The 26,605-nt window shown below is 67.8% G+C and carries 19 protein-coding genes and 3 rRNA genes; 12 read left to right on the forward strand and 10 right to left on the reverse strand.

Features of this window, described 5'->3' with window-relative positions:
* Nucleotides 1-6: 6 nt before the first annotated feature.
* On the reverse strand, nt 7-1,893 hold the full coding sequence (locus OG622_RS38550) for a streptophobe family protein (protein ID WP_371581253.1): 1,887 nt from the start codon (nt 1,891-1,893) through the stop codon (nt 7-9).
* Nucleotides 1,894-2,135: 242 nt separating this feature from the next.
* Here OG622_RS38550 and OG622_RS38555 point away from each other — a divergent pair, with 242 nt between their 5' ends.
* A complete protein-coding gene (locus tag OG622_RS38555) occupies nt 2,136-4,652 on the forward strand; it encodes an FHA domain-containing protein (RefSeq protein WP_371581254.1) in 2,517 nt (838 codons plus the stop codon).
* Between the two features lie 92 nt (nt 4,653-4,744).
* On the opposite strand, the gene OG622_RS38560 is transcribed toward OG622_RS38555, so the two are convergent.
* The 3 genes from OG622_RS38560 to OG622_RS38570 form a co-directional block, all read right to left on the reverse strand.
* Nucleotides 4,745-5,410: a transglycosylase SLT domain-containing protein gene (locus OG622_RS38560; RefSeq protein WP_371581255.1), complete on the reverse strand. Its 666-nt coding sequence runs from the start codon at nt 5,408-5,410 to the stop codon at nt 4,745-4,747.
* 296 nt (nt 5,411-5,706) lie between these two features.
* Nucleotides 5,707-6,804, reverse strand: a complete 1,098-nt coding sequence (locus OG622_RS38565; protein WP_371581256.1) for an S-adenosylmethionine:tRNA ribosyltransferase-isomerase — start codon at nt 6,802-6,804, stop codon at nt 5,707-5,709.
* Nucleotides 6,801-7,496, reverse strand: coding sequence for an SDR family NAD(P)-dependent oxidoreductase (locus OG622_RS38570; RefSeq protein WP_371581257.1), 696 nt, complete (start codon nt 7,494-7,496; stop codon nt 6,801-6,803). The genes OG622_RS38565 and OG622_RS38570 overlap by 4 nt, the downstream gene beginning before the upstream one ends.
* Before the next feature lie 254 nt (nt 7,497-7,750).
* Between OG622_RS38570 and OG622_RS38575 the strand changes: the two genes are divergently transcribed.
* The 3 genes from OG622_RS38575 (at nt 7,751) to chpE (ending at nt 9,936) form a co-directional block, all read left to right on the forward strand.
* Nucleotides 7,751-8,896 (forward strand): GAF domain-containing sensor histidine kinase, encoded by a 1,146-nt coding sequence (locus OG622_RS38575; RefSeq protein WP_371581258.1) that lies wholly within the window; start codon nt 7,751-7,753, stop codon nt 8,894-8,896.
* Nucleotides 8,889-9,527 (forward strand): response regulator, encoded by a 639-nt coding sequence (locus OG622_RS38580; protein ID WP_371581259.1) that lies wholly within the window; start codon nt 8,889-8,891, stop codon nt 9,525-9,527. The genes OG622_RS38575 and OG622_RS38580 overlap by 8 nt, the downstream gene beginning before the upstream one ends.
* Before the next feature lie 160 nt (nt 9,528-9,687).
* The gene (gene chpE, locus OG622_RS38585; RefSeq protein WP_371581260.1) at nt 9,688-9,936 is read left to right on the forward strand and encodes a chaplin ChpE; all 249 of its coding nucleotides are present in this window, start codon (nt 9,688-9,690) and stop codon (nt 9,934-9,936) included.
* A 576-nt stretch (nt 9,937-10,512) separates the two neighbouring features.
* Here the strand turns inward: chpE and OG622_RS38590 are convergent.
* Nucleotides 10,513-11,298 (reverse strand): hypothetical protein, encoded by a 786-nt coding sequence (locus OG622_RS38590; RefSeq protein WP_371581261.1) that lies wholly within the window; start codon nt 11,296-11,298, stop codon nt 10,513-10,515.
* A gap of 150 nt (nt 11,299-11,448) precedes the next feature.
* On the opposite strand from OG622_RS38590, the gene OG622_RS38595 reads away from it, so the two are divergent.
* The 3 genes from OG622_RS38595 (at nt 11,449) to OG622_RS38605 (ending at nt 13,914) form a co-directional block, all read left to right on the forward strand.
* On the forward strand, nt 11,449-12,240 hold the full coding sequence (locus OG622_RS38595; protein WP_371581262.1) for an ABC transporter ATP-binding protein: 792 nt from the start codon (nt 11,449-11,451) through the stop codon (nt 12,238-12,240).
* Between the two features lie 145 nt (nt 12,241-12,385).
* On the forward strand, nt 12,386-12,817 hold the full coding sequence (locus OG622_RS38600) for an NfeD family protein (protein ID WP_371581263.1): 432 nt from the start codon (nt 12,386-12,388) through the stop codon (nt 12,815-12,817).
* A 158-nt stretch (nt 12,818-12,975) separates the two neighbouring features.
* Complete coding sequence (locus OG622_RS38605) at nt 12,976-13,914, forward strand: SPFH domain-containing protein (protein ID WP_371581264.1); 939 nt, start codon at nt 12,976-12,978, stop codon at nt 13,912-13,914.
* 130 nt (nt 13,915-14,044) lie between these two features.
* Here the strand turns inward: OG622_RS38605 and OG622_RS38610 are convergent, their stop codons facing one another.
* The 3 genes from OG622_RS38610 to OG622_RS38620 form a co-directional block, all read right to left on the reverse strand.
* Nucleotides 14,045-14,551 (reverse strand): HNH endonuclease, encoded by a 507-nt coding sequence (locus tag OG622_RS38610; protein ID WP_371581265.1) that lies wholly within the window; start codon nt 14,549-14,551, stop codon nt 14,045-14,047.
* A gap of 152 nt (nt 14,552-14,703) precedes the next feature.
* The gene (locus OG622_RS38615) at nt 14,704-15,243 is read right to left on the reverse strand and encodes a YbhB/YbcL family Raf kinase inhibitor-like protein (protein ID WP_371581266.1); all 540 of its coding nucleotides are present in this window, start codon (nt 15,241-15,243) and stop codon (nt 14,704-14,706) included.
* 42 nt (nt 15,244-15,285) lie between these two features.
* Nucleotides 15,286-16,068, reverse strand: a complete 783-nt coding sequence (locus OG622_RS38620; RefSeq protein WP_371581267.1) for a sporulation protein — start codon at nt 16,066-16,068, stop codon at nt 15,286-15,288.
* Between the two features lie 213 nt (nt 16,069-16,281).
* Between OG622_RS38620 and OG622_RS38625 the strand changes: the two genes are divergently transcribed.
* The 4 genes from OG622_RS38625 (at nt 16,282) to rrf (ending at nt 22,650) form a co-directional block, all read left to right on the forward strand.
* Complete coding sequence (locus tag OG622_RS38625) at nt 16,282-16,923, forward strand: DNA-3-methyladenine glycosylase (protein WP_371581268.1); 642 nt, start codon at nt 16,282-16,284, stop codon at nt 16,921-16,923.
* 543 nt (nt 16,924-17,466) lie between these two features.
* A 16S ribosomal RNA gene (locus OG622_RS38630) occupies nt 17,467-18,992 on the forward strand.
* 313 nt (nt 18,993-19,305) lie between these two features.
* Nucleotides 19,306-22,428 (forward strand): 23S ribosomal RNA (locus OG622_RS38635).
* A 105-nt stretch (nt 22,429-22,533) separates the two neighbouring features.
* Nucleotides 22,534-22,650 (forward strand): 5S ribosomal RNA (gene rrf, locus OG622_RS38640).
* Together the 16S, 23S and 5S rRNA genes form the textbook arrangement of a ribosomal RNA operon.
* A gap of 20 nt (nt 22,651-22,670) precedes the next feature.
* Here the strand turns inward: rrf and OG622_RS38645 are convergent.
* Complete coding sequence (locus OG622_RS38645) at nt 22,671-24,257, reverse strand: hypothetical protein (RefSeq protein ID WP_371584353.1); 1,587 nt, start codon at nt 24,255-24,257, stop codon at nt 22,671-22,673.
* Between the two features lie 33 nt (nt 24,258-24,290).
* Between OG622_RS38645 and OG622_RS38650 the strand changes: the two genes are divergently transcribed.
* Nucleotides 24,291-25,214 (forward strand): hypothetical protein, encoded by a 924-nt coding sequence (locus tag OG622_RS38650; RefSeq protein ID WP_371584354.1) that lies wholly within the window; start codon nt 24,291-24,293, stop codon nt 25,212-25,214.
* Nucleotides 25,215-25,293: 79 nt separating this feature from the next.
* Here the strand turns inward: OG622_RS38650 and OG622_RS38655 are convergent, their stop codons facing one another.
* Nucleotides 25,294-26,586, reverse strand: a complete 1,293-nt coding sequence (locus tag OG622_RS38655; RefSeq protein ID WP_371581269.1) for a DUF1015 family protein — start codon at nt 26,584-26,586, stop codon at nt 25,294-25,296.
* Between the last annotated feature and the right edge of the window lie 19 nt (nt 26,587-26,605).

The following is a 26,605-nucleotide window of genomic DNA, read 5'->3' on the forward strand; positions in this document are numbered from 1 at the left end:
GACATTTCAACGCCCCCGGGGCCCTCGCGGAGGCGGTGGCGGTGGCGGAGGCGGTGGCGGCCCCTCCTCCGGTGGCGGCGGCGGAGCCGGCCAGCCACCCGCCCCGGACCCGGCGCCTGCCCCCGACCCCGCCCCGGACCCCGCACCCGACCCCGGCCGTCGCGGCGGAGGAGTGAACCGTCGCACCACCGTGGGCGCCGCGTTCACGTCGGGTGGCCGAGACCCCTGAGAGTCCCGAGACCCCCGGGACTCCCGAGACCCCTGGGACTCCCGGGGCTCCCGTGCCCCCGGCGGGCCCTGCGGCCTCCGTAGCTCGTCCGGCAGGCGCAGATACGGATTGGTGTCCGGGTTCGGCGGCCGGTAGGGCGCCCCCGGCGCGTACGGTCCCGAAGAGGAGGGTGTCGCGGAGGTCTCGTAGGCCTCGGTGGTGCCCCCCGCCCCGCCGCCACCCGAGTCCCCCCGTGCCCACGGCGAGGCCCGCAGCCCGGCGGTCCGCGTCGCGCACGCCAGCAGCGCCCCGGCGGCCCCCGCACCAGCGCCCCACAGCGCGCCCAGCACCAGGGCCATCACCGTCTGCCCGCGCAGCTCGACCCCCGCGTCGAACGCGTCGAAGCCGAACAGGCTCAGCGAGGCGTCCACCGACACCTCCGTCAGCCATACGAGCAACGGCAGCGCCACTGCTGTCGCGAGGCCCAGCCGAAGAGCGCAGCGCCCCACGAAGCCGAGCACTCCTCCGCCCCGTACATCAGCACCGGACGCACCCCCGGCAGCAGCGGCAGCCGATTCCCGTGCAAAAGGCGTACGTACGGCGGTCAGGACCCCGGCGTACAGCATCATCAGCGCGGCCGCGAGGCCCAACAGCCAGACCCTGCTGTCCAGTTCGGCGAGGCGCCCGAGCGTCACGGGCTCGCTCGCGTCGATGCGCAGCAGCTCGTCGAGCGGGTCGGGCAGGAGGTCGGCCAGTGCGCCGGTGGCTTGGCCGTCCCAGGGTACGAGGAGGCCGATGGGGACGCCCAGCCAGACGCCGTTGGGCGCGCCGAGGAGGGCCGCGCCGGCGATCCGCTCGGGGTGGGGGTCGCTGATCGCCGCGTACGCCGCAGCCGCGAGCCCGGCCAGGACCGCCACCAGCAGCACGGTCACCACGGCGGACACGGCCGGCCGTACGACGCGGTGGACGGCGTCGAGGGCGTGCGGCAGGGGCGTGCGGCGCGACGCCAGCAGGGCGATGAGCAGCACTCCGAGGCACCAGGCCAGGCCGCCGAGCAGGGTCGGCACGGTGTCGACCGTGAAGCCGACCTTGGCGTTCGCGTCGGCCAGGTCACCCAGCCGGTCCGGCAGCAGGCCGCCGCCGATGTCCCCGATGTCACCGAGCCCGGGGATCTCCACGTCGTCGAGAGCGTCGCCGCCCGGCAGCTGTCCGTCGATCCCCAGCTGGGTTCCGTCGAGGGTGATGACGGCGTTCCCGGCCCAGGCCAGGCCGCCCATCAGTGCCACGAAGAGCGCGAGCACCGTGCCCGCCCGCGCGAGGAGTTCGACGGGGGTGATCACAACTCCCGCTCCCCGCAGGGACCGGAGGAAGAACCAGGACAGCAGGAGCGCTCCCACCAGGCCTACACCCAGTGGCGTGATCTCGATGGCGGTGGTGGCCTGTGCTCCTTCCAGGCCAAAGACGGACACATCGCCGGACGGGGTCACCGACCCACCCGCCCCGAGCGCCACAACCGCCGCCGTCATGGGCCCGAGTTCGCCCGCCGAGTCGGCCTCCAGCAGATGCAGGCCGAGTGCCGCCGTACCCGCCATTCCGATCAAGGCCCAGCTCACGGCGGCGATCGCGGAGAACAGTACATCCCCCCACGGCACGCTCCTGCCTCGGCCGACTTTCCGGTCGCTCATGGTCGGACCCCCCCGATCCGCATCGCGGCGTTGTACCGCTGATGTCCCCCTCGCGTGGGATTACCACTCTCCGGCCCGGTTTCAACCCCGTCAACGGGCCCGGCCGATGCCCCCGTACGCACTCTTCACAAGGCCCGACTTTCGGTCAGGGGGCCGAGCCTGAAATAGTTCCCCCCGATGTTCGACATCCCTAGACTCCCTGTGATGGGGGTAAATCGGGGGACAACTCAGTGGGGCATGGAGTGCCGGAACTCGTACTGGAATTGAACGGACAAACCTGGACGCTCGATCCGTCCAGGGCATATACCCTCGGACGTGATCCGCAGGGGGACATCGTGTTCGACGATGCCAGGGTGTCCTGGCGTCACGCCACGATCAGCTACAGCGGCCGTAGTTGGGTGATCGAGGACCACGGCAGCACCAACGGCACCTTCGTGCAGGGGCAGCGGATCCACCAGCTGGAGATCGGCCCCGGCTCGGCCGTGCACCTGGGCAACGCGACCGACGGACCGAGAGTCAGCCTCTCCGGTTCCGCCGCGTCCGTCGCACAGCCTCAGCAGCCGTACGCCGCGCAGGGCGCGAGCGCCGGATACGCCGGCCAGCAGGCCCCGCCGCAGCAGGCGCCACAGGGGGGCTGGCAGCAGCCGCAGCAGGCACAGGTCCCGCAGCAGCAGGGCTTCCCGCAGCAGGGCCCCGGTGGTGGCGCGGGGGCGCCGCCGGTCTACGGCGACCGCAGCCCGACCACGTTCCACCACCTGGCACTCGGCCGTGTCATGCGCATCGGCCGTGCCCTGGAGAACGAACTGGTCGTCTCCGACCTGCAGGTCTCGCGCAACCACGCCGAGTTCCACGCGACGCCCGACGGGCGCTTCGAGATCCGTGACCTCGGCTCGCACAACGGCACGTTCGTGAACGGTATGCCGATCGCCAAGGGCGGCACGGCACTCCTCGGCCCGAACGACATCGTCGGCGTCGGCCACTCGACGTTCCGTATCATCGGCGACCGTCTCGAGGAGTTCGTCGACACCGGTGACGTCTCCTTCTCCGCACGCCATCTGACGGTCACCGTCGACGGCGGCAAGCAGATCCTGAAGGACGTCTCCTTCGGCGTCCCGGAGAAGTCGCTCATCGCGGTCATCGGCCCCTCGGGCTCCGGAAAGTCCACCCTGCTGAAGGCGCTCACGGGCTACCGCCCGGCCAACCAGGGTGACGTCCTCTACGACAACCGGAACCTGTACAAGCAGTTCGCCGAGCTGCGCCAGCGCATCGGTCTGGTCCCGCAGGACGACATCCTGCACAAGGAACTGACCGTCAAGAAGGCCCTCAAGTACGCGGCCAAGCTCCGCTTTCCGGCCGACACCACGGCCCAGGAGCGCGACGCCCGTATCGACGAGGTGCTGCGCGAGCTGAAGCTCGACATCCACAAGGACAAGAAGATCACCTCGCTCTCCGGCGGCCAGCGCAAGCGCGTCTCGGTCGCCCTGGAGCTGCTGACCAAGCCGTCGCTGATCTTCCTGGACGAGCCGACCTCCGGCCTCGACCCGGGCATGGACCGCGACGTCATGCAGCTGCTGCGCGGCCTCGCCGACGACGGCCGTACGGTCCTGGTGGTCACCCACTCCGTCGCCGAGCTGGCGATCTGCGACAAGCTGCTGGTGATGGCCCCGGGCGGCTCGGTGGCGTACTTCGGTCCGCCCGAGGAGGCCCTGAACTTCTTCGGCTACGAGACCTGGGCCGACGTCTTCTCCGCCTTCGAGAACTACCGCGACTACGACTGGGCGGGCCGCTGGAAGGGCTCGCAGCACTTCCAGATGTACGCCGCGGACATCGACGCCGTGGCCCCGCAGTCGGTGCACATGCCGCCGCCGCAGTCGATGCGTCCGCCGAAGCCGCAGGGCTGGCTCTCCCAGCTCGGCACCCTGGTCCGGCGCTACGTCTCCGTCATCGCGTCCGACAAGGGCTTCCTGGCGCTGACGGTGATCCTGCCGGCCGTGCTCGGCGCGGTGAGCCTGCTCATCGACCCGGACAAGGACCTGCTGGTCCGGGGGGTGAACAAGGCGTCCGGCCTGCCCGTCCCGAACGGCACGGCCACCACGGTGCTGCTGATCCTCGCGGTCGGCGCGTGCTTCGCGGGCGCCGCCAACTCCGTCCGCGAGCTGATCAAGGAACGGGTGATCTACGAGCGGGAGCGGGCCACCGGCCTGTCACGCTCGGCGTACCTGATGTCCAAGGTGATCGTCCTCGGCGCGGTCACCGTGTTCCAGGGCGCCCTGGTCGGCGCGATCGGCTTCTCCAGTCGGACGATCCCGGACGAGGCGCTGATCTTCGGCGAGGGCAAGTTCGCCGTCATGCTCGAACTCTCCATCCCGATCATGGGCCTCGGCTTCACGTCCATGATGTTCGGCCTGGTCATCTCCTCGCTGGTGAAGACCGCCGAGAAGACGATGCCGCTGCTGGTGATGTTCGCGATCGTCCAGGTCGTCTTCACCGGCTGCCTCTTCGCCCTGCACGGCAGCCCCGGCGTCAACGAGTTCTCGTACCTGATGCCGTCGCGCTGGGCGGTCGCCGCCGCCGGTGCCACGCTGGACTTCAACAACATCAGTCCCCCCAAGGAGGCGGGCGACACCGACCCGCTGTGGGACCACACGGTCGGCTCCTACAGCCTCGACATGATCGCCCTCATCGTGATCGGCGTGATCTGCGGTGTCCTCGTGGCCCGCTTCCTGCGCCGCCACGAACCGGAGGTCATGCGGAAGTAGCGCCCACGGCCCATGGGCCGGGCACCGACGTACGAAGGGCGGCACCCGCACCGGGTGCCGCCCTTCCACGTTCTCAGAGGTCCGCGCAGGCCTCAGTACGCGCTGTTGACGTTGTCGATCGACCCGTAGCGGTCGGCGGCGTAGTTCGCGGCGGCCGTCAGGTTGGCGACCGGGTCGTACTGGCTCTTGGCCGTGCCCGGGACGTGGTAGGCGTCGAAGGTCGGCTTGATGACCTGCAGCAGACCGATCGACGGGACGCCGTTGATGGCGTTGATGTCCCAGTCGTTGATGGCCTTCGGGTTGCCCGAGGACTCCCGCATGATGTTCTTGTGCAGGCCGTGGTAGGTGCCCGGGATCTTGTGCTTCTTCATGATGTCGAGCGCCTCACGGATCCAGCCGTCGAGATTGTCCGGGTAGGTCTTTGCGGCGGCCTTGGCGATCTTGGCGCGCTGGGCGGACCGGCTGGCGGCCTCCTTCTTCGCGCGCTCCTGCTCGGCCTTCTTCTTCGCGGCAGCGGCGGCGGCCTTCTTGTCGGCGTCGGCGGCCTGGTCCGTGACGCTCGCCTTCGCGGCCTGGGTCGCACTCTGACTGAACGCCACCGGCGCCGCGGAAACCGTCTTCGCGGAGGTCTGAGCCTGGGCCGGCACCAGCGACAACGCGAGGGAGGCGGCGCCGACGGCGGCCACTCCGGCGAACGACAGCTTGTGGGTCTTGGTCAGGGCGAGACGGTTGCGGAGGACGTTGGCGTTCTTGGGCATAAGTGATGGACCTCTTCGATAGCGCGGAGGTCGCTCTCGGGCCGGTTCAGGACACTGCTCTTCCAGCGGAAACGCCGCGGAAGAACCCACGGCGTCGAGCGACTGAAGCAATTCTTAGCGGCCGCAAAATCGTCTGGCAAAGGTGTGACGTACGATCCTGCTTAGTTGAACCGGAACCGGCAAAACAGGACAGACCAACCCGTCTCTCCCGCTCAAACCGCCCTTATCCCTCTCCTAGGCACGTTCGTACGTGATGCGCACCCTATGGGCGGGCTCACACGGGTCGGGCGCCGGTCTCACCGGCAGTTGCTGTCGCAATGCTCTCCGTGAGGCCCTTTCGGCGAGCGGCCCGGCAGGATGAGGTGCACGTCCCCGAACTCGTGCCACAGGTAGCGCCCCTCGACCGCCTCCTCGTAGGCGCGGTCGATCGCCGCCCGCCCCCCGACCGCCTCCAGCATCAGCAGATGCGAGGCCTCCGGCTCGTGCAGCCCCGTCAGCAGCCCGTCCACCACCCGCACCCTGCGCTCCGGCGTCACCACCAGGTCCGTCCACCCCTCCCACGCCCGTACGACGCCGTCGGACCCGGCGGCCGACTCCACGGCCCGCACCGCGGTCGTCCCCACCGCCACGACCCGCCCGCCACCTGCCCGCGCCGCGTTGACCAACCGCGCCGACGCCTCCGGCACCGCGAACCGCTCCGGATACGGCGGCTCGTGCGCCTCCGCCGACGCCACCCCGGTGTGCAGCACGACCGGCGCGAACTGCACACCCCGGCTCACCAGCTCCGCCACGAGCCGTGCCGTGAACGGCCGCCCCGCACTCGGCATCTCCGCGCTCCCCGTCCCGTCCTCGGACGGCAACGCGAACACCGTCTGATACACGGACAACGGCTGATCCCGCTCCGTATAGGAGTAACGAATGGGCCGCCCGTGCTCCCGCAGCACCCCGGCGACAGCCGCCGAGGACACGCGGGCCCACCACAGCCGCTCACCCCGTCCGCTCAGCGGCTCCTCCAGGACCAGCCGCACCTCACCGGGAAGCCGCACCTCCGTCCCCGCCGGACCGCCCGCCCGCGCGCGCGTGGTGCCGCGCCCGTCCGGATCCCGCAGTTCGACGGCCCACCGCCCGTCGTCGCCCCGCGTGGAGAAATGCACCACCACGCGCGCGTGCCCCACCGTCCCGTCCACCGCCGCCGCCAGCGTCGGCGACGTGTTGACGACCAGCAGGTCCCCCGCCCTCAGCAACCCCGGCAGCGCCGCGAACGCGTGGTGCGACACCTCCGTACCGCGCGAGACCAGCAGCCGTACCCCGTCCCGGTCGAGGCCCGGCCCGCGCTGCTCGGCGGGCACGCGCGCGTGCGACCCGTCCGGCACACGCACCGCCGCCGTCGTCATCGCCCCTCCAGCAGGGACGGCGCCCCGTAGCGGCCACTGGCCGGCCGCTCGTCGAGCAACCGCAGAAAGGCCGGGACCACACTCCTCGGGCTCGGCCGCGGATCGTCGTCGCCCGGTACGGCCGCCGCGTACAGGTCCGTGCCCATGTCCCCGGGATCGACGGCCCAGACCCGAAGCCCCGGCTCCTCCTCGGCCAGCACCGCCGACAGCTGGTCCAGCGCCGCCTTCGAGGCCCCGTACCCACCCCACGTCTCGTACGCCTCGACCGCCGCGTCCGAGCTGACGCCGATCACCGCACCCGCCCCGGAGGCCCGCAACAGCGGCAACGCCTCCTGGACCAGCCCCAGCGCCGCGACCACATTGACCTCCAGCGCCCGCCGCAACCCGTCCGGCGCCAGCCCCTCCAGCCGGACGAGCGGCTCGGCGCCCAGCGCGCTTGCGTTGTTCACCAGCAGGTCGACCCCGCCCAGCCCCCGCGCCGCCGCCACCAGCCCGGCCCGGTGCCCGGCGTCCGTGACATCACCCGGCAGCGCCTCCACCCGCGTCCCGTACCCCGACAGCTCCGCCGCCGACTCCTTCAGCGCCTCGGCGGTCCTGGCGTCGAGCACCAGGTCCCACCCGCGCTCCGCCAGCGCCGCGCCCAGCGCCCGGCCCAGCCCCTTCGAAGCCCCCGTGATGATCGCTACCGGCATGACATCCGTCCCCTCGTCCTCAGCCGCCTCCCGACCCGGTCGGCGGTGACCCCAACGTAGGAACGGGGCGGCCCCCGCCGCCTCGTGCGCGGGCCGCAGAACACCGGGGCCCTTCGCCCTAGGCCCACCGGGCCCGGCTGGGTCCTAGAACTGTCCTAGGACCGGTCGTAGGCCTCCGGCCTAGGTCCGAGGGCCCGGACCAGGCCTCCGACGGTCCGATCCGCGGTGTCGGACCCCGCCGGTACGGTGAGGTCATGAGTCAAGGTCCACGGTCCGGCCTCGCCGCGGTGAGTTCCGCGCTGCTGGCCATGAGCAGGCACCTGGAGGTGCGCGACGTCCTCAAGACGATCGTCGCCTCCGCGCGTGAGCTGCTCGACGCGGAGTACGCCGCGCTCGGCGTCCCCGACGACCACGGCGGCTTCGCCCAGTTCGTCGTCGACGGCGTCAGCGACGACCAGTGGAAGGCCATCGGACCGCTCCCGCGCCAGCACGGCATCCTCGCCGCCATGCTCCACGAGGCCACCCCCGAGCGCCTGGCCGACGTCCGCAAGGATCCCCGCTTCGAAGGCTGGCCGAGCGCCCACCCCGACCTGGTCGACTTCCTGGGCCTGCCCATCCGCGACGGCGACGAGGTCATCGGCGCCCTCTTCCTCGCCAACAAGCGCTGCCCCAGCCCCGAGGGCGGCTGCGGCTTCACCGGAGAGGACGAGGAACTGCTGTCGACCCTCGCCCAGCACGCCGCGATCGCCCTGACCAACGCCCGCCTCTACGAGCGCAGCCGCGAGCTGACCATCGCCGAGGAGCGCTCCAGGCTCGCCCACGAACTCCATGACGCGGTCAGCCAGAAACTCTTCTCCCTGCGCCTGACCGCCCAGGCCGCCGCCGCCCTCGTCGACCGCGACCCCGCCCGCGCCAAGGGCGAACTCCAGCAGGTGGCCGCACTCGCCGCCGAGGCCGCGGACGAACTGCGCGCCGCCGTCGTCGAGCTGCGCCCCGCCGGACTCGACGAGGACGGCCTGGTCGCCACCCTGCGCACCCAGATCCACGTACTGGACCGTGCCCACAGCGCCCGCGTCACCTTCTCCGGCCGCGGCGCCCGCGCGCTGCCCGCCGCCCAGGAGGAGGCCATGCTGCGCGTCGCCCAGGAGGCCCTGCACAACGCCCTGCGGCACTCGGGAGCCGAGCGGGTCGACGTCACCCTCGACCGGCACGGCGGCGGAGCCGTCCTGCGGGTCACGGACGACGGCGCCGGCTTCGACCCCCAGGGCGTACGCCGCGCGGGCCGCCACCTGGGCCTGGTCTCCATGCGCGACCGGGCCGGCGGGGTCGGCGGCCGACTGAGCGTGGAATCGGCGCCCGGAAAGGGCACCACGATCGAGATGGAGGTCCCCGGTGGCTGACGCAATCAAGGTGCTGCTCGTCGACGACCACCAGGTGGTCCGACGCGGCCTGCGCACCTTCCTGGAGGTGCAGGACGACATAGAGGTCGTGGGAGAGGCCGCTGACGGAGCCGAAGGAGTCGCCCGCGCCGAGGAGCTCCGGCCCGACGTCGTCCTCATGGACGTCAAGATGCCGGGCATGGACGGTGTCGACGCGCTGCGCAAGCTCCGCGAACTCGCCAACCCCGCGCGCGTGCTCATCGTCACCAGCTTCACCGAGCAGCGCACCGTCGTCCCCGCACTGCGCGCCGGCGCCGCCGGGTACGTCTACAAGGACGTGGACCCCGACGCCCTCGCCGGCGCCATCCGCTCGGTGCACGCCGGACACATCCTCCTCCAGCCGGAGGTCGCCGACGCGCTCCTGTCCCGGGAGGAGGTGAACTCCGGCCAGGGGAGGAGCGGTTCACTCACCGAGCGGGAGCGCGAGGTACTCGGCCTGATAGCCGACGGCCGCTCCAACCGGGAGATCGCCCGCGCACTGGTCCTCTCCGAGAAGACGGTGAAGACCCATGTCTCGAACATCCTGATGAAGCTCGACCTCGCGGACCGCACCCAGGCCGCACTATGGGCGGTACGTCACGGTGTGGCCTGATGATGTACGGATTATCCGGCAACATGGAGGGTTCCACTCCGGGCTGAGATTCATACTGTCGGGTGTATGTCCCTCGGGTGGCGCATCCTGTCGGGACTGCCCGCGTTCTTCAGTGCGTGCTGCGTGCGACCGCCGCAGTGATCGCAAGGAAGGGCTCAAAGTGAAGAACCTGAAGAAGGCCGCCGCTGTCACGATGGTGGCCGGTGGCCTCGTCGCCGCCGGTGCCGGTATGGCCTCCGCCACCGACGGTGGGGCGCACGCCGACGGCAAGGCCATCGGCTCGCCGGGCGTCGTCTCGGGCAACGTCATTCAGGCCCCGGTCGACATTCCCGTGAACGCGGTCGGCAACAGCGTGAACGTCGTCGGCATCCTGAACCCGGCCTTCGGCAACCTGGGTGTCAACCACTGACGTTCCCGCCCCGGAGCACCAGTGACCACCGGCCTTCCAGGCGCCTGGGAGGCCGGTCAGGCTTTCGCCTCATCATTTCCCCGCGTCGTCGTTCCATCGCCCTGATGCCCTGATGCCCTGATGCCCTGATGCGTCGACCGGGCAGTTCCCACCGCTCGTCCGTGCCACCGCGCCCCTGGCCTGCGTCGATCAGCGCGCGGCCCGAGGGCGGGCCGGACCCGTACGACGCGTGAGGAACGCAGCTCGCGAACTTCGCCAAGAAGGCCGCCCTGGCCGTCACCGCCGCCTCTGGCGCTCAACCTGGCGTTCCGCAACATCACGGCCAACCACTGAGCCGCGCCGCATTGGCCCGCAGGCCCCGCGAAGCGGCGCCGCCGACCCGGCGGCGGGCTTACCCGGCTGCGGGTAGTTGTGCCGCCAGGGGCGGCACGGGTGGGCGCAGCGGCACCCGGCAAGCGCTGGTGAGCGAAACCCCGTTCTCCCGCCGACCGCAGCCGCCGGGCAACACACCGCCTGTCGCCCAGCGCAGCCGCCAGGCGACAGTCCGCCAAAAGAGGGCAGCGCACCCCCGGCCGACTACCGCCCCCGCTCCCGTTCCTCCACGAACGCGTTGTACGCCGCCACCTGGGCCCGCCGAGCCGTCCGCTCCACCGGTCGCAGCGCAGCCGTCCGCGAGGCCATCTCGGAGGCGCTCACGGCGCCCCCGTGGCCGTTCTCCCGGGCCACGGAGATCAGCAGCCCGATTCGCTGCGCCAGCTCCAGCACCCGTACCGCGCGCGGCGGATACCCGGGCGCCAAGAGTTCCCGCCCCCGCTCGGCCCGCGCCCGGTACGCGTCGATCGCCGCCTCCGCCACCGGCCCGGACGCCGCGACGTCCAGCCGGGACAGCACGGCGGTCGCCTCCCGCAAGGCCTCCGCCAACTCCCGCTCGGCCTCCCCGAGGGACGGCACATCGGCCGGTGGAGCCTCCCGCACCTCCAGGCACTGCCAGACGACCTCCACATGTTCGTCCCCGGCGGGCCCCACCGCGTAGACCTCCGGCACCAGCCCCAGCGCACCCCCGTGGCAGACGACCGCCTCCTCCGCCTCCAGCGCCCGCTTGTTGAACTCCGGCGGCCCGCTCAGCCCCAGTGGATGCCCCGCCGTGGGCAGCGCGACCCGCAGCCCGGTCACCCCGAGCGCCCGCAACCGCCCCAGCGCGAGCGTCAGCCCGACCGGCCCCGACTCACCGGGCAGCCCCTCCACCCGGTGCACCGCGTCCTCCCCGACGATCGCGAGCACCGCGTCATCCGGTGAGACAAGTCCGGCAATAAGGGCATTTCCCCATGAGGCGAGACGCCCTGAGCGTGGTTCCGAAAGCATGCCTCCACCCTAAGGACCGACCGCGGGGATGGACGGCCCGACCGGTGGCGTAGATTTCCCTGAGGGCTGCGCCCACCCGGCGGTGGCTCCGACCACAGGCGTACGCGCCAGCCGAGACAGGCCGACACTGCAAGGGGAGACAGCGCGCTCATGAGCGATGTTCTGGAGCTGGAGGACGTATCCGTGGTCCGCGAGGGCCGGGCTCTGGTGGACCAGGTCTCCTGGTCGGTCAAGGAGGGCGAGCGCTGGGCCATCCTCGGCCCGAACGGCGCAGGCAAGACCACCCTCCTGAACATCGCGTCCAGCTACCTCTACCCCAGCAAGGGCACCGCCACGATCCTCGGCGACACCCTCGGCAAGGTCGACGTCTTCGAACTGCGCCCCCGCATCGGCATGGCCGGTATCGCCATGGCGGAGAAGCTCCCCAGGCGCCAGACCGTCCTGCAGACCGTCCTGACCGCCGCGTACGGCATGACGGCCAGCTGGAACGAGGACTACGAGGAGATCGACGAGCTGCGCGCCCGCGCCTTCCTCGACCGCCTCGGCATGACCGACTACGTCGACCGCAAGTTCGGCACCCTCTCCGAGGGCGAGCGCAAGCGCACCCTCATCGCCCGCGCCCTGATGACCGACCCCGAGCTGCTGCTCCTCGACGAGCCCGCCGCCGGCCTCGACCTCGGCGGCCGCGAGGACCTCGTACGCCGTCTCGGCCGCCTCGCCCGCGACCCGATCGCCCCCTCCATGATCATGGTCACGCATCACGTCGAGGAGATCCCGCCGGGCTTCACCCACGTCCTGATGATCCGTCAGGGCAAGATCCTCGCCGCGGGCCCGCTGGAGCTGGAACTCACCTCCCGCAACCTGTCCCTCTGCTTCGGTCTCCCGCTGGTGGTCGACCAGCTCGGCGAGCGCTGGACCGCCCACGGCCTGCCGCTCACCTGACCTCCAACTTCTTCCGATCTTCCGCCGGTCGGGCGCCCCTGGACCGCAACCGGGCCCAGGCGCACCCGACTTGAGCGTATTCAGTACGCGATCTTTGACCATGCGCTCTGTTCGGCGGCCCGATCGCGGTTCTACCATGGCCGATGTGGACAGCATCGACGCATGGGTGTGGTGGCTGATCGGCGCGACCGGGCTCGGGATCGCCCTCGTAGTGTCCGCGATGCCCGAGTTGGGAATGCTCGCCCTGGGCGCGGTCGCCGGCGCCGTGACCGCGGGGCTGGGCGGGGGTGTCGTACTCCAGGTCGTCGTCTTCGCGATCGTCTCCGTCGCGCTCATCGCCGTCGTACGGCCCATCGCGGCCCGGCACAGCTCCCAGCGGCCCCGACTCGCGACCGGTATCGACGCGTTGAAGGGCAAACAGGCAGTCGTCCTGGAACGGGTCGACGGCATGGGCGGCCGTATCAAGCTGGCCGGCGAGGTCTGGTCCGCCCGCGCGCTCGACAGCGGTCAGGCCTACGAGGTGGGTCGGGAAGTGGACGTCGTGGAGATCGAGGGAGCCACGGCGATCGTCATGTGACCTCGCACGATGTGGTCACGAGCCGGTGACGCTATGACCTGAACGACCCACCTGGCGGGCGGTGTTCTGCCAGACTCGACCAGCAAGATCTTCAATGGTTCCGACAGGCATAAGATCTTCAGGAAGCGCCACGGCAGAGAAGGGCACGGGGAGCAACGATGGAACCGATCATCATCGTCCTGATCATTCTGGTGGTGTTGGTCTTCATCGCCCTGATCAAGACCATCCAGGTGATTCCACAGGCCAGCGCGGCCATCGTCGAGCGGTTCGGCCGCTACACGCGCACACTCAACGCGGGCCTCAACATCGTCGTCCCGTTCATCGACTCGATCCGCAACCGCATCGACCTCCGCGAACAGGTCGTGCCGTTCCCGCCCCAGCCGGTGATCACCCAGGACAACCTGGTCGTGAACATCGACACGGTCATCTACTACCAGGTGACCGACGCCCGCGCCGCGACCTACGAGGTCGCCAGCTACATCCAGGCGATCGAGCAGCTCACCGTCACCACCCTCCGCAACATCATCGGTGGCATGGACCTGGAGCGGACCCTGACCTCCCGCGAGGAGATCAACGCGGCCCTGCGCGGCGTCCTCGACGAGGCCACCGGCAAATGGGGCATCCGCGTCAACCGCGTCGAGCTGAAGGCGATCGAGCCGCCCACCTCCATCCAGGACTCGATGGAGAAGCAGATGCGCGCCGACCGTGACAAGCGCGCCGCGATCCTCACCGCCGAAGGTACGCGCCAGGCGGCCATCCTCACCGCCGAAGGTGAGAAGCAGTCCCAGATCCTGCGCGCCGAGGGTGAGGCCAAGGCAGCCGCCCTGCGTGCCGAGGGTGAGGCCCAGGCCGTCCGTACGGTCTTCGAGGCCATCCACGCCGGCGACGCGGACCAGAAGCTCCTGTCCTACCAGTACCTCCAGATGCTTCCGAAGATCGCCGCGGGCGACGCCAACAAGCTCTGGATCGTCCCCAGCGAAATCGGCGACGCCCTCAAGGGCCTTTCCGGAGCCATGGGCAACTTCGGCGGCGGCCCGTCCGTCCCCAGGCCCGCCGACGGCGACAGCGAACGCCGTGAGAAGCCGGCCATCGACTGAAGACAAGACAGTGGGGCCCGCCTTCGAGAGAAGGCGGGCCCCACTGCTTTTGCCTGTCAAGGGGCGCTGGAAACTGCGCGACGAGCCACGACGCGCCCGTAGACCGCCAACAGCCGCAGTCCCGACGGCGTTACGCGGCTCCCTGCGACAGCCAGGCAGGCAACGCGTCGTAGTCCTCGTGCCCCAGAGACAGCAGCATCGCATCGGCCGGCGTCGGCTCGAACGGCTGCCGCAGCAGCGGCATCCCCGCCTGCTCCGGAGTCCGGTCGGCCTTGCGGTGATTGTCCTCGGCGCACGACGCGACCGTGTTCAGCCAGGTGTCACCACCGCCCCGCGACCGCGGCACCACATGGTCGACGGTCGTCGCCCGCCTGCCGCAGTACGCGCACCTGTGCCTGTCCCGTACCAGGACACCTCGCCTCGACCACGGCGCTTGTCTTCGGAACGGCACCCTCACGTACCTGCACAGCCTGATCACCCGGGGCGCCGGTATATCGACCGCGGCGCCGCGCATGCGCAGTTCGGGGTGGGTCTGCTCGACGATGGCCTTGTCCTGCAGTACCAGAACGACGGCTCGGTTGAGCGTCACCGTCGACAGCGGCTCGAAGCTCGCGTTCAGTACCAGCGTGTCCCGCATTCCAGCCCACCTCCTGTGCCAGCCCACCCCCCGGCGGGCTTGGATCAACTCTGGCCGGGCACGCCGAGATGGACAACGCAATAAAAAAATGCCCGTCTCTGATCACTTCCAAGACCAGAGACGGGCAAACGCTCAATGAACGTCCGGCTTCGTTACTTTTCCGCCACAGCGGCGTACTCAGCGATGAGTTGAGCGCGCGCCAGAGTGTGGAACCGCAGGTTGAATCCGACCACGGCGGGCGAAGCATCCGCATCCGGACCGAGCTTCTCCTGATCCACGGCGTAGACCGTGAACACATACCGGTGCGCCGGATCCCCGGGCGGCGGCGCGGCCCCACCGAAATCCTTCGTGCCGTAGTCGTTGCGCACGTGGACGGCGCCCTCGGGGAGCCCCTCGAACTTTCCCGTGCCCGCACCAGTCGGCAACTCCGTCACCGACGCCGGGATGTCGAACACGACCCAGTGCCAGAACCCGCTGCCCGTGGGGGCGTCCGGGTCGTAGCAGGTCACGGCGAAACTCCTGGTCTCCGGCGGGAAGCCCTCCCAGCTCAGCTGGGGCGAGGTGTTCCCGCCCGCGTGGACCTGGGCATCCTGCAGCGTCGCACCCGCCTCGACGTCCTCGCTCGCGACCGTGAAGGACGGCACGACCGGGTGGAAATCGTGGGGGAGGGGCGGCCTCTTCGGCTCGGTCACCTCTATACCTCCTGATGGATCCGGGGTAGGTGTGCTCAGAGCCTAGAACCAGCTGCGCTTGCTGCCGACCTCCGACAGCCACTGGTTCAGGTACGCGGTCCAGTCCGTGCCCTGGAAGTCGTGCAGCCCGACCCGGAACGAACGGAACGAGTCGCTGCCCTCGCTGAACAGCCCCGGCTTCTTGTCCATCTCCAGCACGACGTCCATCTCGCGGTCGTCGGCGACGAAGCTCAGCTCGACCTGGTTCAGGCCGTGGTACTGCTGCGGCGGGTAGAACTCGATCTCCTGGTAGAACGGCAGCTTCTGCCGTGTACCCCGGATGTGACCGCGCTCCAGGTCCGCGTTCTTGAAGCGGAAGCCCAGCTGGATGAAGGCGTCCAGAATGGCCTGCTGCGCCGGCAGCGGGTGCACGTTGATCGGGTCCAGGTCGCCGGAGTCGACCGCACGCGCGATCTCCAGCTCGGTCGTCACACCGATGTTCATGCCCGGCAGCGTCTGCCCCTGGATCGTGGTGACCGGCGTCTCCCACGGGATCTCCAGCCCGAACGGCACCACGTGCACCGCGTTGGCCTTCAGCTCGAAGGCACCACCGAGCCGCTGCTTGGTGAACACCATGTCCTGCTTGTACTCCGCGTCCTGGCCCTCGACCTCGACCCTGGCCTGCAGACCGACGGACAGCGCCTCGATCTGCTGGTCCACGGAGCCGCCCTGGATCCGCACCTCACCCTGGACGACACCGCCCGGGACGACATTGACCTCGGTCAGCACCGTCTCGACCGAAGCCCCACCGGCCCCCAGGCTCGCGAGCAGCCGCTTGAACCCCATGTCTGTTCCTCCCGTCAGGCAATGCCTGCGTATCTGTGTGGTTCTGTGTTCTGTGCTTCTGGTGTGGATCGCTCTGCGTGGCGTGGATCCTTGATCCCTACAAACGCAAACCGACGGCGCCCGGTTCCGCGCCCTCCCTCTTCCCAACCCTTCCAAGGAGGACGCCCCCACGCCACCCGTCGGCACGCACCGTCTGGACTACGCTCGTACGCCATGATCGCGAGCCCCGACCGTACGCCCCTCGCCCGCGAGTTCTTCGACCGCCCCGTACTGGAGGTGGCACCGGATCTCCTGGGACGTGTCCTCGTCCGCACCACCCCGGACGGGCCGATCGAACTCCGCCTCACGGAGGTCGAGGCCTACGACGGTGCGAACGACCCCGGCTCCCACGCCTATCGGGGTCGCACAGCCCGCAACGGCGTGATGTTCGGTCCGCCCGGACACGTGTACGTCTACTTCACCTACGGCATGTGGCACTGCATGAACCTGGTGTGCGGTCCGGAGGGCCGGGCGAGCGCGGTTCTGCTGCGCGCCGGCGAGATCGTCGAAGGCGCCGATCTCGTCCGCAAACGTCGAATCTCAGCCCGAAATGACAAGGAACTAGCCAAAGGGCCCGCCCGCCTGGCCACGGCCCTGGACGTGGACCGAGCCCTCGACGGCACGGACGTCTGCGCCTCGGGCGTCTCACCCCTGACGGTCCTGACGGGCATCCCTGTCAGTCGTGACCAGGTACTCAACGGTCCCCGCACCGGCGTCTCCGGCGACGGCGGCGTCCACGCCTGGCGCTTCTGGACCGCCGGCGACCCGACTGTCAGCCCCTACAGGGCCCATGTCCCCCGTCGGCGCTCAACTTGACTCGCTCCTGGGCGATCCGTAACGTAGCCCGAGCCGCTTGAACCGGTTACGGCGATCAGCCAGCAGCCGAGAGCGGCCAACCCACTACCTACAACATCCCCTCAGCGGGGGCGAATTAGGCATGCCCTGATTCAAGTCCGCAGCACTCAATTATGAGTTGCCGAGGGAATCGGCTAACGTAGTGAATGTCGAAAGGCCGCAAGGGAAACCGAGAGGCCAAAAGGCAGCCGAAAGGCAAATCCCCCCGACAGGGAATCGGATCGGAAAACGATCTGATAGAGTCGGAAACGCAAGACCGAAGGGAAACTGCCCGGAGGAAAGCCCGAGAGTAGCTTGGGTGAGTACAAAGGAAGCGTCCGTTCCTTGAGAACTCAACAGCGTGCCAAAAATCAACGCCAGATATGTTGATACCCCGTCCGCCGGATTCTTTTCCGGTGGTCGAGGTTCCTTTGAAGTAAAACACAGCGAGGACGTTGTGAACGGTCGGGCTTATTCCGCCTGACTGTTCCGCTCTCGTGGTGTCGACCCGATTACGGGTAAACATTCACGGAGAGTTTGATCCTGGCTCAGGACGAACGCTGGCGGCGTGCTTAACACATGCAAGTCGAACGATGAACCGCTTCGGTGGGGATTAGTGGCGAACGGGTGAGTAACACGTGGGCAATCTGCCCTTCACTCTGGGACAAGCCCTGGAAACGGGGTCTAATACCGGATACAACACTCTCGGGCATCCGATGAGTGTGGAAAGCTCCGGCGGTGAAGGATGAGCCCGCGGCCTATCAGCTTGTTGGTGAGGTAACGGCTCACCAAGGCGACGACGGGTAGCCGGCCTGAGAGGGCGACCGGCCACACTGGGACTGAGACACGGCCCAGACTCCTACGGGAGGCAGCAGTGGGGAATATTGCACAATGGGCGAAAGCCTGATGCAGCGACGCCGCGTGAGGGATGACGGCCTTCGGGTTGTAAACCTCTTTCAGCAGGGAAGAAGCGAAAGTGACGGTACCTGCAGAAGAAGCGCCGGCTAACTACGTGCCAGCAGCCGCGGTAATACGTAGGGCGCGAGCGTTGTCCGGAATTATTGGGCGTAAAGAGCTCGTAGGCGGTCTGTCGCGTCGGATGTGAAAGCCCGGGGCTTAACCCCGGGTCTGCATTCGATACGGGCAGACTAGAGTGTGGTAGGGGAGATCGGAATTCCTGGTGTAGCGGTGAAATGCGCAGATATCAGGAGGAACACCGGTGGCGAAGGCGGATCTCTGGGCCATTACTGACGCTGAGGAGCGAAAGCGTGGGGAGCGAACAGGATTAGATACCCTGGTAGTCCACGCCGTAAACGGTGGGAACTAGGTGTTGGCGACATTCCACGTCGTCGGTGCCGCAGCTAACGCATTAAGTTCCCCGCCTGGGGAGTACGGCCGCAAGGCTAAAACTCAAAGGAATTGACGGGGGCCCGCACAAGCAGCGGAGCATGTGGCTTAATTCGACGCAACGCGAAGAACCTTACCAAGGCTTGACATCGCCCGGAAAGCATCAGAGATGGTGCCCCCCTTGTGGTCGGGTGACAGGTGGTGCATGGCTGTCGTCAGCTCGTGTCGTGAGATGTTGGGTTAAGTCCCGCAACGAGCGCAACCCTTGTTCTGTGTTGCCAGCATGCCCTTCGGGGTGATGGGGACTCACAGGAGACTGCCGGGGTCAACTCGGAGGAAGGTGGGGACGACGTCAAGTCATCATGCCCCTTATGTCTTGGGCTGCACACGTGCTACAATGGCAGGTACAATGAGCTGCGAAGCCGTGAGGCGGAGCGAATCTCAAAAAGCCTGTCTCAGTTCGGATTGGGGTCTGCAACTCGACCCCATGAAGTCGGAGTTGCTAGTAATCGCAGATCAGCATTGCTGCGGTGAATACGTTCCCGGGCCTTGTACACACCGCCCGTCACGTCACGAAAGTCGGTAACACCCGAAGCCGGTGGCCCAACCCGTAAGGGAGGGAGCTGTCGAAGGTGGGACTGGCGATTGGGACGAAGTCGTAACAAGGTAGCCGTACCGGAAGGTGCGGCTGGATCACCTCCTTTCTAAGGAGCATCTAGGCTGCCGGGCTTGCCCGGTGGTCCAGGGCCATGACGCAGGCGAATGTTCTGCGGTGGTTGCTCAAGGGTGGAACGTTGATTATTCGGCTGGTTTCCGGGTCGGAGACTGTTAGTACTGCTCGCAAGGGCGTGGAAAACATGATCTTCGGACGGGATCCGGTCGGGCACGCTGTTGGGTGTCTGAGGGTATGGCCGTATGGCTGCCTTCAGTGCCGGCCCCAGTGAACTCCGGTGGTTACCGGGGGTGATGGGTGGTTGGTCGTTGTTTGAGAACTGCACAGTGGACGCGAGCATCTGTGGCCAAGTTTTTAAGGGCGCACGGTGGATGCCTTGGCACCAGGAACCGATGAAGGACGTGGGAGGCCACGATAGGCCCCGGGGAGTCGTCAACCAGGCTTTGATCCGGGGGTGTCCGAATGGGGAAACCCGGCAGTCGTCATGGGCTGTCACCCTTGCCTGAACACATAGGGCAAGTGGAGGGAACGCGGGGAAGTGAAACATCTCAGTACCCGCAGGAAGAGAAAACAACCGTGATTCCGGGAGTAGTGGCGAGCGAAACCGGATGAGGCCAAACCGTATGCGTGTGAGACCCGGCAGGGGTTGCGTATACGGGGTTGTGGGATCTCTCTTGATCAGTCTGCCGGCTGGTCGGCGAGTCAGAAACCGTTGATGTAGGCGAAGGACATGCGAAAGGTCCGGCGTAGAGGGTAAGACCCCCGTAGCTGAAACATTAACGGCTCGTTTGAGAGACACCCAAGTAGCACGGGGCCCGAGAAATCCCGTGTGAATCTGGCGGGACCACCCGCTAAGCCTAAATATTCCCTGGTGACCGATAGCGGATAGTACCGTGAGGGAATGGTGAAAAGTACCGCGGGAGCGGAGTGAAATAGTACCTGAAACCGTGTGCCTACAAGCCGTGGGAGCGTCGCGCATCGAGTTTACTCGGTGCGTCGTGACTGCGTGCCTTTTGAAGAATGAGCCTGCGAGTTTGCGGTGTGTTGCGAGGTTAACCCGAGTGGGGTAGCCGTAGCGAAAGCGAGTCCGAACAGGGCGCTTCAGTAGCACGCTCAAGACCCGAAGCGGAGTGATCTAGCCATGGGCAGGTTGAAGCGGAGGTAAGACTTCGTGGAGGACCGAACCCACCAGGGTTGAAAACCTGGGGGATGACCTGTGGTTAGGGGTGAAAGGCCAATCAAACTCCGTGATAGCTGGTTCTCCCCGAAATGCATTTAGGTGCAGCGTCGTGTGTTTCTTGCCGGAGGTAGAGCACTGGATAGGCGATGGGCCCTACCGGGTTACTGACCTTAGCCAAACTCCGAATGCCGGTAAGTGAGAGCGCGGCAGTGAGACTGTGGGGGATAAGCTCCATGGTCGAGAGGGAAACAGCCCAGAGCATCGACTAAGGCCCCTAAGCGTACGCTAAGTGGGAAAGGATGTGGAGTCGCAGAGACAACCAGGAGGTTGGCTTAGAAGCAGCCACCCTTGAAAGAGTGCGTAATAGCTCACTGGTCTAGTGATTCCGCGCCGACAATGTAGCGGGGCTCAAGCGTACCGCCGAAGTCGTGTCATTTCAGCATATAGGGCCAACGCCTGCTGGGATGGGTAGGGGAGCGTCGTGTGCCGGGTGAAGCAGCCGCGGAAGCGAGTTGTGGACGGTTCACGAGTGAGAATGCAGGCATGAGTAGCGATACACACGTGAGAAACGTGTGCGCCGATTGACCAAGGGTTCCTGGGTCAAGCTGATCTGCCCAGGGTAAGTCGGGACCTAAGGCGAGGCCGACAGGCGTAGTCGATGGATAACCGGTTGATATTCCGGTACCCGCTGTGAAGCGTCAAACATTGAACCAGGCGATGCTAAGTCCGTGAAGCCGTTCCGGACCCTTCGGGGAATGGAAAGTGGTGGAGCCGACGGACCAGACTTGCAGTAGGTGAGTGATGGGGTGACGCAGGAAGGTAGTCCATCCCGGGCGGTGGTTGTCCCGGGGTAAGGGTGTAGGACGTCAGGTAGGTAAATCCGCCTGGCAATAGTCTGAGACCTGATGCCGAGCCGATTGTGGTGAAGTGGATGATCCTATGCTGTCGAGAAAAGCCTCTAGCGAGTTTCATGGCGGCCCGTACCCTAAACCGACTCAGGTGGTCAGGTAGAGAATACCGAGGCGTTCGGGTGAACTATGGTTAAGGAACTCGGCAAAATGCCCCCGTAACTTCGGGAGAAGGGGGGCCATCACTGGTGATCCGATTTACTCGGTGAGCTGGGGGTGGCCGCAGAGACCAGCGAGAAGCGACTGTTTACTAAAAACACAGGTCCGTGCGAAGCCGTAAGGCGATGTATACGGACTGACGCCTGCCCGGTGCTGGAACGTTAAGGGGACCGGTTAGTCACTCTTCGGGGTGGCGAAGCTGAGAACTTAAGCGCCAGTAAACGGCGGTGGTAACTATAACCATCCTAAGGTAGCGAAATTCCTTGTCGGGTAAGTTCCGACCTGCACGAATGGCGTAACGACTTCTCGACTGTCTCAACCATAGGCCCGGTGAAATTGCACTACGAGTAAAGATGCTCGTTTCGCGCAGCAGGACGGAAAGACCCCGGGACCTTTACTACAGTTTGATATTGGTGTTCGGTTCGGCTTGTGTAGGATAGCTGGGAGACTTTGAAGCTCGGACGCCAGTTCGGGTGGAGTCGTCGTTGAAATACCAGTCTGGTCGTGCTGGATGTCTAACCTGGGTCCGTGATCCGGATCAGGGACAGTGTCTGATGGGTAGTTTAACTGGGGCGGTTGCCTCCTAAAGAGTAACGGAGGCGCCCAAAGGTTCCCTCAGCCTGGTTGGCAATCAGGTGTTGAGTGTAAGTGCACAAGGGAGCTTGACTGTGAGACCGACGGGTCGAGCAGGGACGAAAGTCGGGACTAGTGATCCGGCGGTGGCTTGTGGAAGCGCCGTCGCTCAACGGATAAAAGGTACCCCGGGGATAACAGGCTGATCTTCCCCAAGAGTCCATATCGACGGGATGGTTTGGCACCTCGATGTCGGCTCGTCGCATCCTGGGGCTGGAGTCGGTCCCAAGGGTTGGGCTGTTCGCCCATTAAAGCGGTACGCGAGCTGGGTTTAGAACGTCGTGAGACAGTTCGGTCCCTATCCGCTGCGCGCGCAGGAATATTGAGAAGGGCTGTCCCTAGTACGAGAGGACCGGGACGGACGAACCTCTGGTGTGCCAGTTGTCCTGCCAAGGGCATGGCTGGTTGGCTACGTTCGGGAGGGATAACCGCTGAAAGCATCTAAGCGGGAAGCCTGCTTCGAGATGAGTATTCCCACCCACTTGATGGGGTAAGGCTCCCAGTAGACGACTGGGTTGATAGGCCAGATATGGAAGCCTGGTAACGGGTGGAGTTGACTGGTACTAATAGGCCGAGGGCTTGTCCTCAGTTGCTCGCGTCCACTGTGTTAGTTCTGAGACAACGAACAGTTGTCGGCTCAGAGCAGAACATCCAACTGAAAAGTGTGCTTGTTCGCTCGAAACCAATAGGGTTTCGGTGGTCATAGCGTGAGGGAAACGCCCGGTTACATTTCGAACCCGGAAGCTAAGCCTTACAGCGCCGATGGTACTGCAGGGGGGACCCTGTGGGAGAGTAGGACGCCGCCGAACAATCTTTGAAGGACCCCTGGTCACCAGCGTACAGCTGGGACCAGGGGTCCTTTTTTGTTTTTCCGGAGCGCGCCGGGTACCCGGCTGCGCGAGAATGACTTGCGGTACCGAAGACAGGAGTCACCATGTCCACCAACTCTCCCGACGATCGACCGGAGCGCGACCAGCGGCGACGGGACAGTGGTGACCGTGGCGGCTATCGCGGTGGACCGCATCGGGACAACGACCGGCGGGACGACAACCGCGGTGGTGACGCCCGTGGTGGCTTCCGGCGGGACGACAGCCGTGGCGGCGAGCGCAGCGGTGGCTTCCGTGGGCGGGACGACAACCGTGGTGGTGAGCAGCGCAGTGGTGGCGGTGGGTTCCGTGGGCGGGACGATCGTCGTGAGGGTGATCGTGGGCCTCGCCCCGCGTTCCGGCGTGATGAGCGTCCCGCAGGTGCGGGTCCCCGCCGTGACGACCGTGGTGGGCGTCCGCCGTTCCAGCGCGACGACCGTGGGAACGGGGACCGGCCGGCCTTCCGTCGCGATGACCGCCGTGACGACCGCCCCGAGCGTCGTGAGAGCGACCGTCCCGCGCACCGCCGCGACGACGACCGCGGCGGCTTCCGCCGGGACGACAACCGCGGCGGCGAGCGCAGCAGCGGCTTCCGCCGGGACGACAACCGCGGTGGTGACGCCCGTGGTGGCTTCCGGCGGGACGACAGCCGTGGCGGCGAGCGCAGCGGTGGCTTCCGTGGGCGGGACGACAACCGTGGTGGTGAGCAGCGCAGTGGTGGCGGTGGGTTCCGTGGGCGGGACGATCGTCGTGAGGGTGATCGTGGGCCTCGCCCCGCGTTCCGGCGTGATGAGCGTCCCGCAGGTGCGGGTCCCCGCCGTGACGACCGTGGTGGGCGTCCGCCGTTCCAGCGCGACGACCGTGGGAACGGGGACCGGCCGGCCTTCCGTCGCGATGACCGCCGTGACGACCGCCCCGAGCGTCGTGAGAGCGACCGTCCCGCGCACCGCCGCGACGACGACCGCGGCGGCTTCCGCCGGGACGACAACCGCGGCGGCGAGCGCAGCAGCGGCTTCCGCCGGGACGACAACCGCGGTGGTGACGCCCGTGGTGGCTTCCGGCGGGACGACAGCCGTGGCGGCGAGCGCAGCGGTGGCTTCCGTGGGCGGGACGATCGCGGCCGCGATGACAGGCGTGGGGACGACCGTGGTGGGCGTCCGCCGTTCCAGCGCGACGACCGTGGGAGCGGGGACCGGCCGGCCTTCCGTCGCGATGACCGCCGTGACGACCGCCCCGAGCGTCGTGAGAGCGACCGTCCCGCGCACCGCCGCGACGACGACCGCGGCGGCTTCCGCCGGGACGACAACCGCGACGACGACCGCGGCGGCTTCCGCCGGGACGACAACCGCGGCGGCGAGCGCAGCAGCGGCTTCCGGCGGGACGACAGCCGCGGCGGTGAGCGCAGCGGCGGCTTCCGTGGGCGGGACGATCGCGGCCGTGACGATCGGAGCCATGGTCCCCGTCGGGACGATCGTGGCAGCCGACCCGGTGGTGGCTTCCGTGACCGGGACGATCGGCGGGGCGGCGACGACCGGCGCGGTGGTGGACATTTCCGTGACGAGCGGGAGCGGGATCGTGAGCCGATCAAGCGGCTGCCGATCCCGGAGGACGTCACCGGCGAGGAGATCGACAAGGACGTACGGCAGGAGCTGCAGAGCCTGCCCAAGACGCTCGCCGACGATGTGGCCAAGAACCTGGTGATGGTCGCGCGGCTCATCGACGAGGACCCCGAGGGTGCGTACGGCTACTCCAGGGTGGCTCTGCGGCTGGCGTCGCGTGTCGCCGCCGTGCGGGAGGCCGCCGGCTTCGCCGCGTACGCCACCCAGAAGTACAGCGAGGCGCTCGCGGAGTTCCGGGCGGCCCGGCGAATGACCGGCAACGTCGACCTGTGGCCCGTCATGGCCGACTGCGAGCGTGGTCTCGGGCGGCCCGAGAAGGCGCTGGACATGGCCGGGGCGCCCGAGGTGAACAAGCTGGACAAGGCAGGTCAGGTCGAGATGCGGCTCGTGGCGGCCGGTGCGCGGCGCGACATGGACCAGCTCGACGCGGCCATCGTGACCCTGCAGAGCCCGGAACTGGCCTCCAACTCGGTACAGCCGTGGACCGCGCGCCTGCGGTACGCGTACGCCGACGCGCTGCTCGCGGCCGCGCGTGAGGGCGAGGCGCGGGAGTGGTTCGCCAAGGCCGTCGAGGCCGACAAGGACGGAAGCACGGACGCGTCGGACCGGCTCGCGGAAATGGACGGTGTCGAGTTCGTCGACGCCCTCGGCGACGAGGACGACGAGAACAGGCACGAGGGTGACGAGGCGCCGCAGAGCGCCTCCGCGGCGGACGACCAGGTCGTCGAGGACAGTAAGGACAGCGACGCCGACGAGGACGCCGACGAGGACGCCGACGACGATGTCACCGATGAGGACATCGACGCCGACGTGACCGACGACGTCATCGACGTCCAGGGCGTCCAGCACGACGAGCACGACAAGGACGCCGAGGACGTCAAGGACTGACGTCCGGCAGAGACGGTGAAGGGCGGGGCCCGTGTATGGGGTCCCGCCCTTTCGTATGCCGGTCTTCCGGAGGGCTTCCTCAGAGTTCCAGCGCGCGCAGCACCAGGCCCGACGCCGGTTTCGGGCCGAACGACGTGGATTTGCGGGGCATGGTGACGCCCTGGCGGGCGAGGTCGCGTACGACCTCCTCGTGGACAGGGTGCATGAGGACGGCCGTGCCGCCGTCGCGTTCGGCCTTCTCGACGGTGGCGGCCGTGTCATGGATGTAGGCGATGTGGGCCGGGGAGTCCTCGGGGAGGCGCCAGACGTGCTGGAGGAGTGTGGTGTGCAGAACGGTCGCGTCGAGGTTGCGCCAGGCGGCCGGGCGGTCGGCGGGGATCGTACGGGTGAGCAGGTCCGGGTCCGGGCGGTCGACGAGGTGGAAGGAGCCGTCGCCCGCGAAAAGGAAGGCGTTGCCGGCGGCGGCCGCGTCCGCCAGGGCCTCCAGGGCCTCCGGGAGCGGGACGGTGAGGCGGCGGACGCGGAACCGGCCGTCCAGGGCGGTGAGGGCCTCGGAGACCGGGAGTCGGTGGAGGAGGCGGTGGATCGCCCGGACGCGGAGGGGGTAGCGGGCGGTGTCCACCAGGAGGACCAGACCGTAGTCCCAGGGGCTGGGGGACGGGTGCTCCGTGCGGAGCCGGAGGTAGGTCGCCCAGCGGTGGTGGCCGTCGGCGATCAGGGCCTGGTGGTGGGCGAGGTCCGACTGGATCTCGGCGACGTCGGCGGGGTCGGTGACCGCCCAGAGGCGGTGGCTGAAGCCGTCCTCCGTGGTCGTGGCGAAGAGAGGGGCTCGTTCCGTGGCGCGTTCGACCACTGCTGTCGCGCCGGCCGCGCTGCCGTTGCCCCGGTAGGTGAGGAGAAGCGGCTCCATGTTGGTGGAGGTGGCGCGCATCAGGGCCGCGCGGTCCGCGATGACGTGGGGGATGACGTCCTCGTGGGGGAGGACCACGCCGGCGGACGGCTCCGAGAGGCGCAGGGCGCCTATGAGGCCGCGCTGCAGGATGCTGTCGTCCGCCTGCTCGTAGACATAGAGGCCGGGCTCGGTGTCGGCGACGAGGATGCCGTCGGCGAGCCAGCGGCGGAGGGTGCCGGCCGCCTGCTCGTCGCGGGCGGCGGGTGTTCTGGCCTGAGGGAGTATCAGGCGGACGATGTTGTGTGGATCGGCGGATTCGAGGTGGAGCAGTCCGTCCGGCCGTACGACCACGTCGTACGGCGGTGATGTCACGGCGGCCAGGCTGCCGACCCGGTCGGGGTCGTAGCGAAGTCCCCTGAACGGGGTCAGTTCGAGGCCGCTGCGCGCCGGGATCTCCTCCGCGGGACCTGCGTAGTTCATTGATGCATCGTATGGGTGT

Source organism: Streptomyces sp. NBC_01314 (genome assembly GCF_041435215.1).
Classification (GTDB): Bacteria; Actinomycetota; Actinomycetes; order Streptomycetales; family Streptomycetaceae; genus Streptomyces.

Bases quoted from the DNA above. Each gene is read 5' to 3' on its own strand.
- OG622_RS38570 (WP_371581257.1), bottom strand. From the start codon at position 7,496: ATGCCGGTAGCGATCATCACGGGGGCTTCGAAGGGGCTGGGCCGGGCG.
- OG622_RS38655 (WP_371581269.1), bottom strand. From the start codon at position 26,586: ATGAACTACGCAGGTCCCGCGGAGGAGATCCCGGCGCGCAGCGGCCTC.
- OG622_RS38595 (WP_371581262.1), top strand. From the start codon at position 11,449: ATGAGCGATGTTCTGGAGCTGGAGGACGTATCCGTGGTCCGCGAGGGC.
- OG622_RS38610 (WP_371581265.1), bottom strand. From the start codon at position 14,551: ATGCGGGACACGCTGGTACTGAACGCGAGCTTCGAGCCGCTGTCGACG.
- OG622_RS38605 (WP_371581264.1), top strand. From the start codon at position 12,976: ATGGAACCGATCATCATCGTCCTGATCATTCTGGTGGTGTTGGTCTTC.
- OG622_RS38575 (WP_371581258.1), top strand. From the start codon at position 7,751: ATGAGTCAAGGTCCACGGTCCGGCCTCGCCGCGGTGAGTTCCGCGCTG.
- OG622_RS38645 (WP_371584353.1), bottom strand. From the start codon at position 24,257: ATGTCCACCACCGCGCCGGTCGTCGCCGCCCCGCCGATCGTCCCGGTC.
- OG622_RS38565 (WP_371581256.1), bottom strand. From the start codon at position 6,804: ATGACGACGGCGGCGGTGCGTGTGCCGGACGGGTCGCACGCGCGCGTG.
- OG622_RS38550 (WP_371581253.1), bottom strand. From the start codon at position 1,893: ATGAGCGACCGGAAAGTCGGCCGAGGCAGGAGCGTGCCGTGGGGGGAT.
- OG622_RS38590 (WP_371581261.1), bottom strand. From the start codon at position 11,298: ATGCTTTCGGAACCACGCTCAGGGCGTCTCGCCTCATGGGGAAATGCC.
- OG622_RS38560 (WP_371581255.1), bottom strand. From the start codon at position 5,410: ATGCCCAAGAACGCCAACGTCCTCCGCAACCGTCTCGCCCTGACCAAG.
- OG622_RS38625 (WP_371581268.1), top strand. From the start codon at position 16,282: ATGATCGCGAGCCCCGACCGTACGCCCCTCGCCCGCGAGTTCTTCGAC.
- OG622_RS38620 (WP_371581267.1), bottom strand. From the start codon at position 16,068: ATGGGGTTCAAGCGGCTGCTCGCGAGCCTGGGGGCCGGTGGGGCTTCG.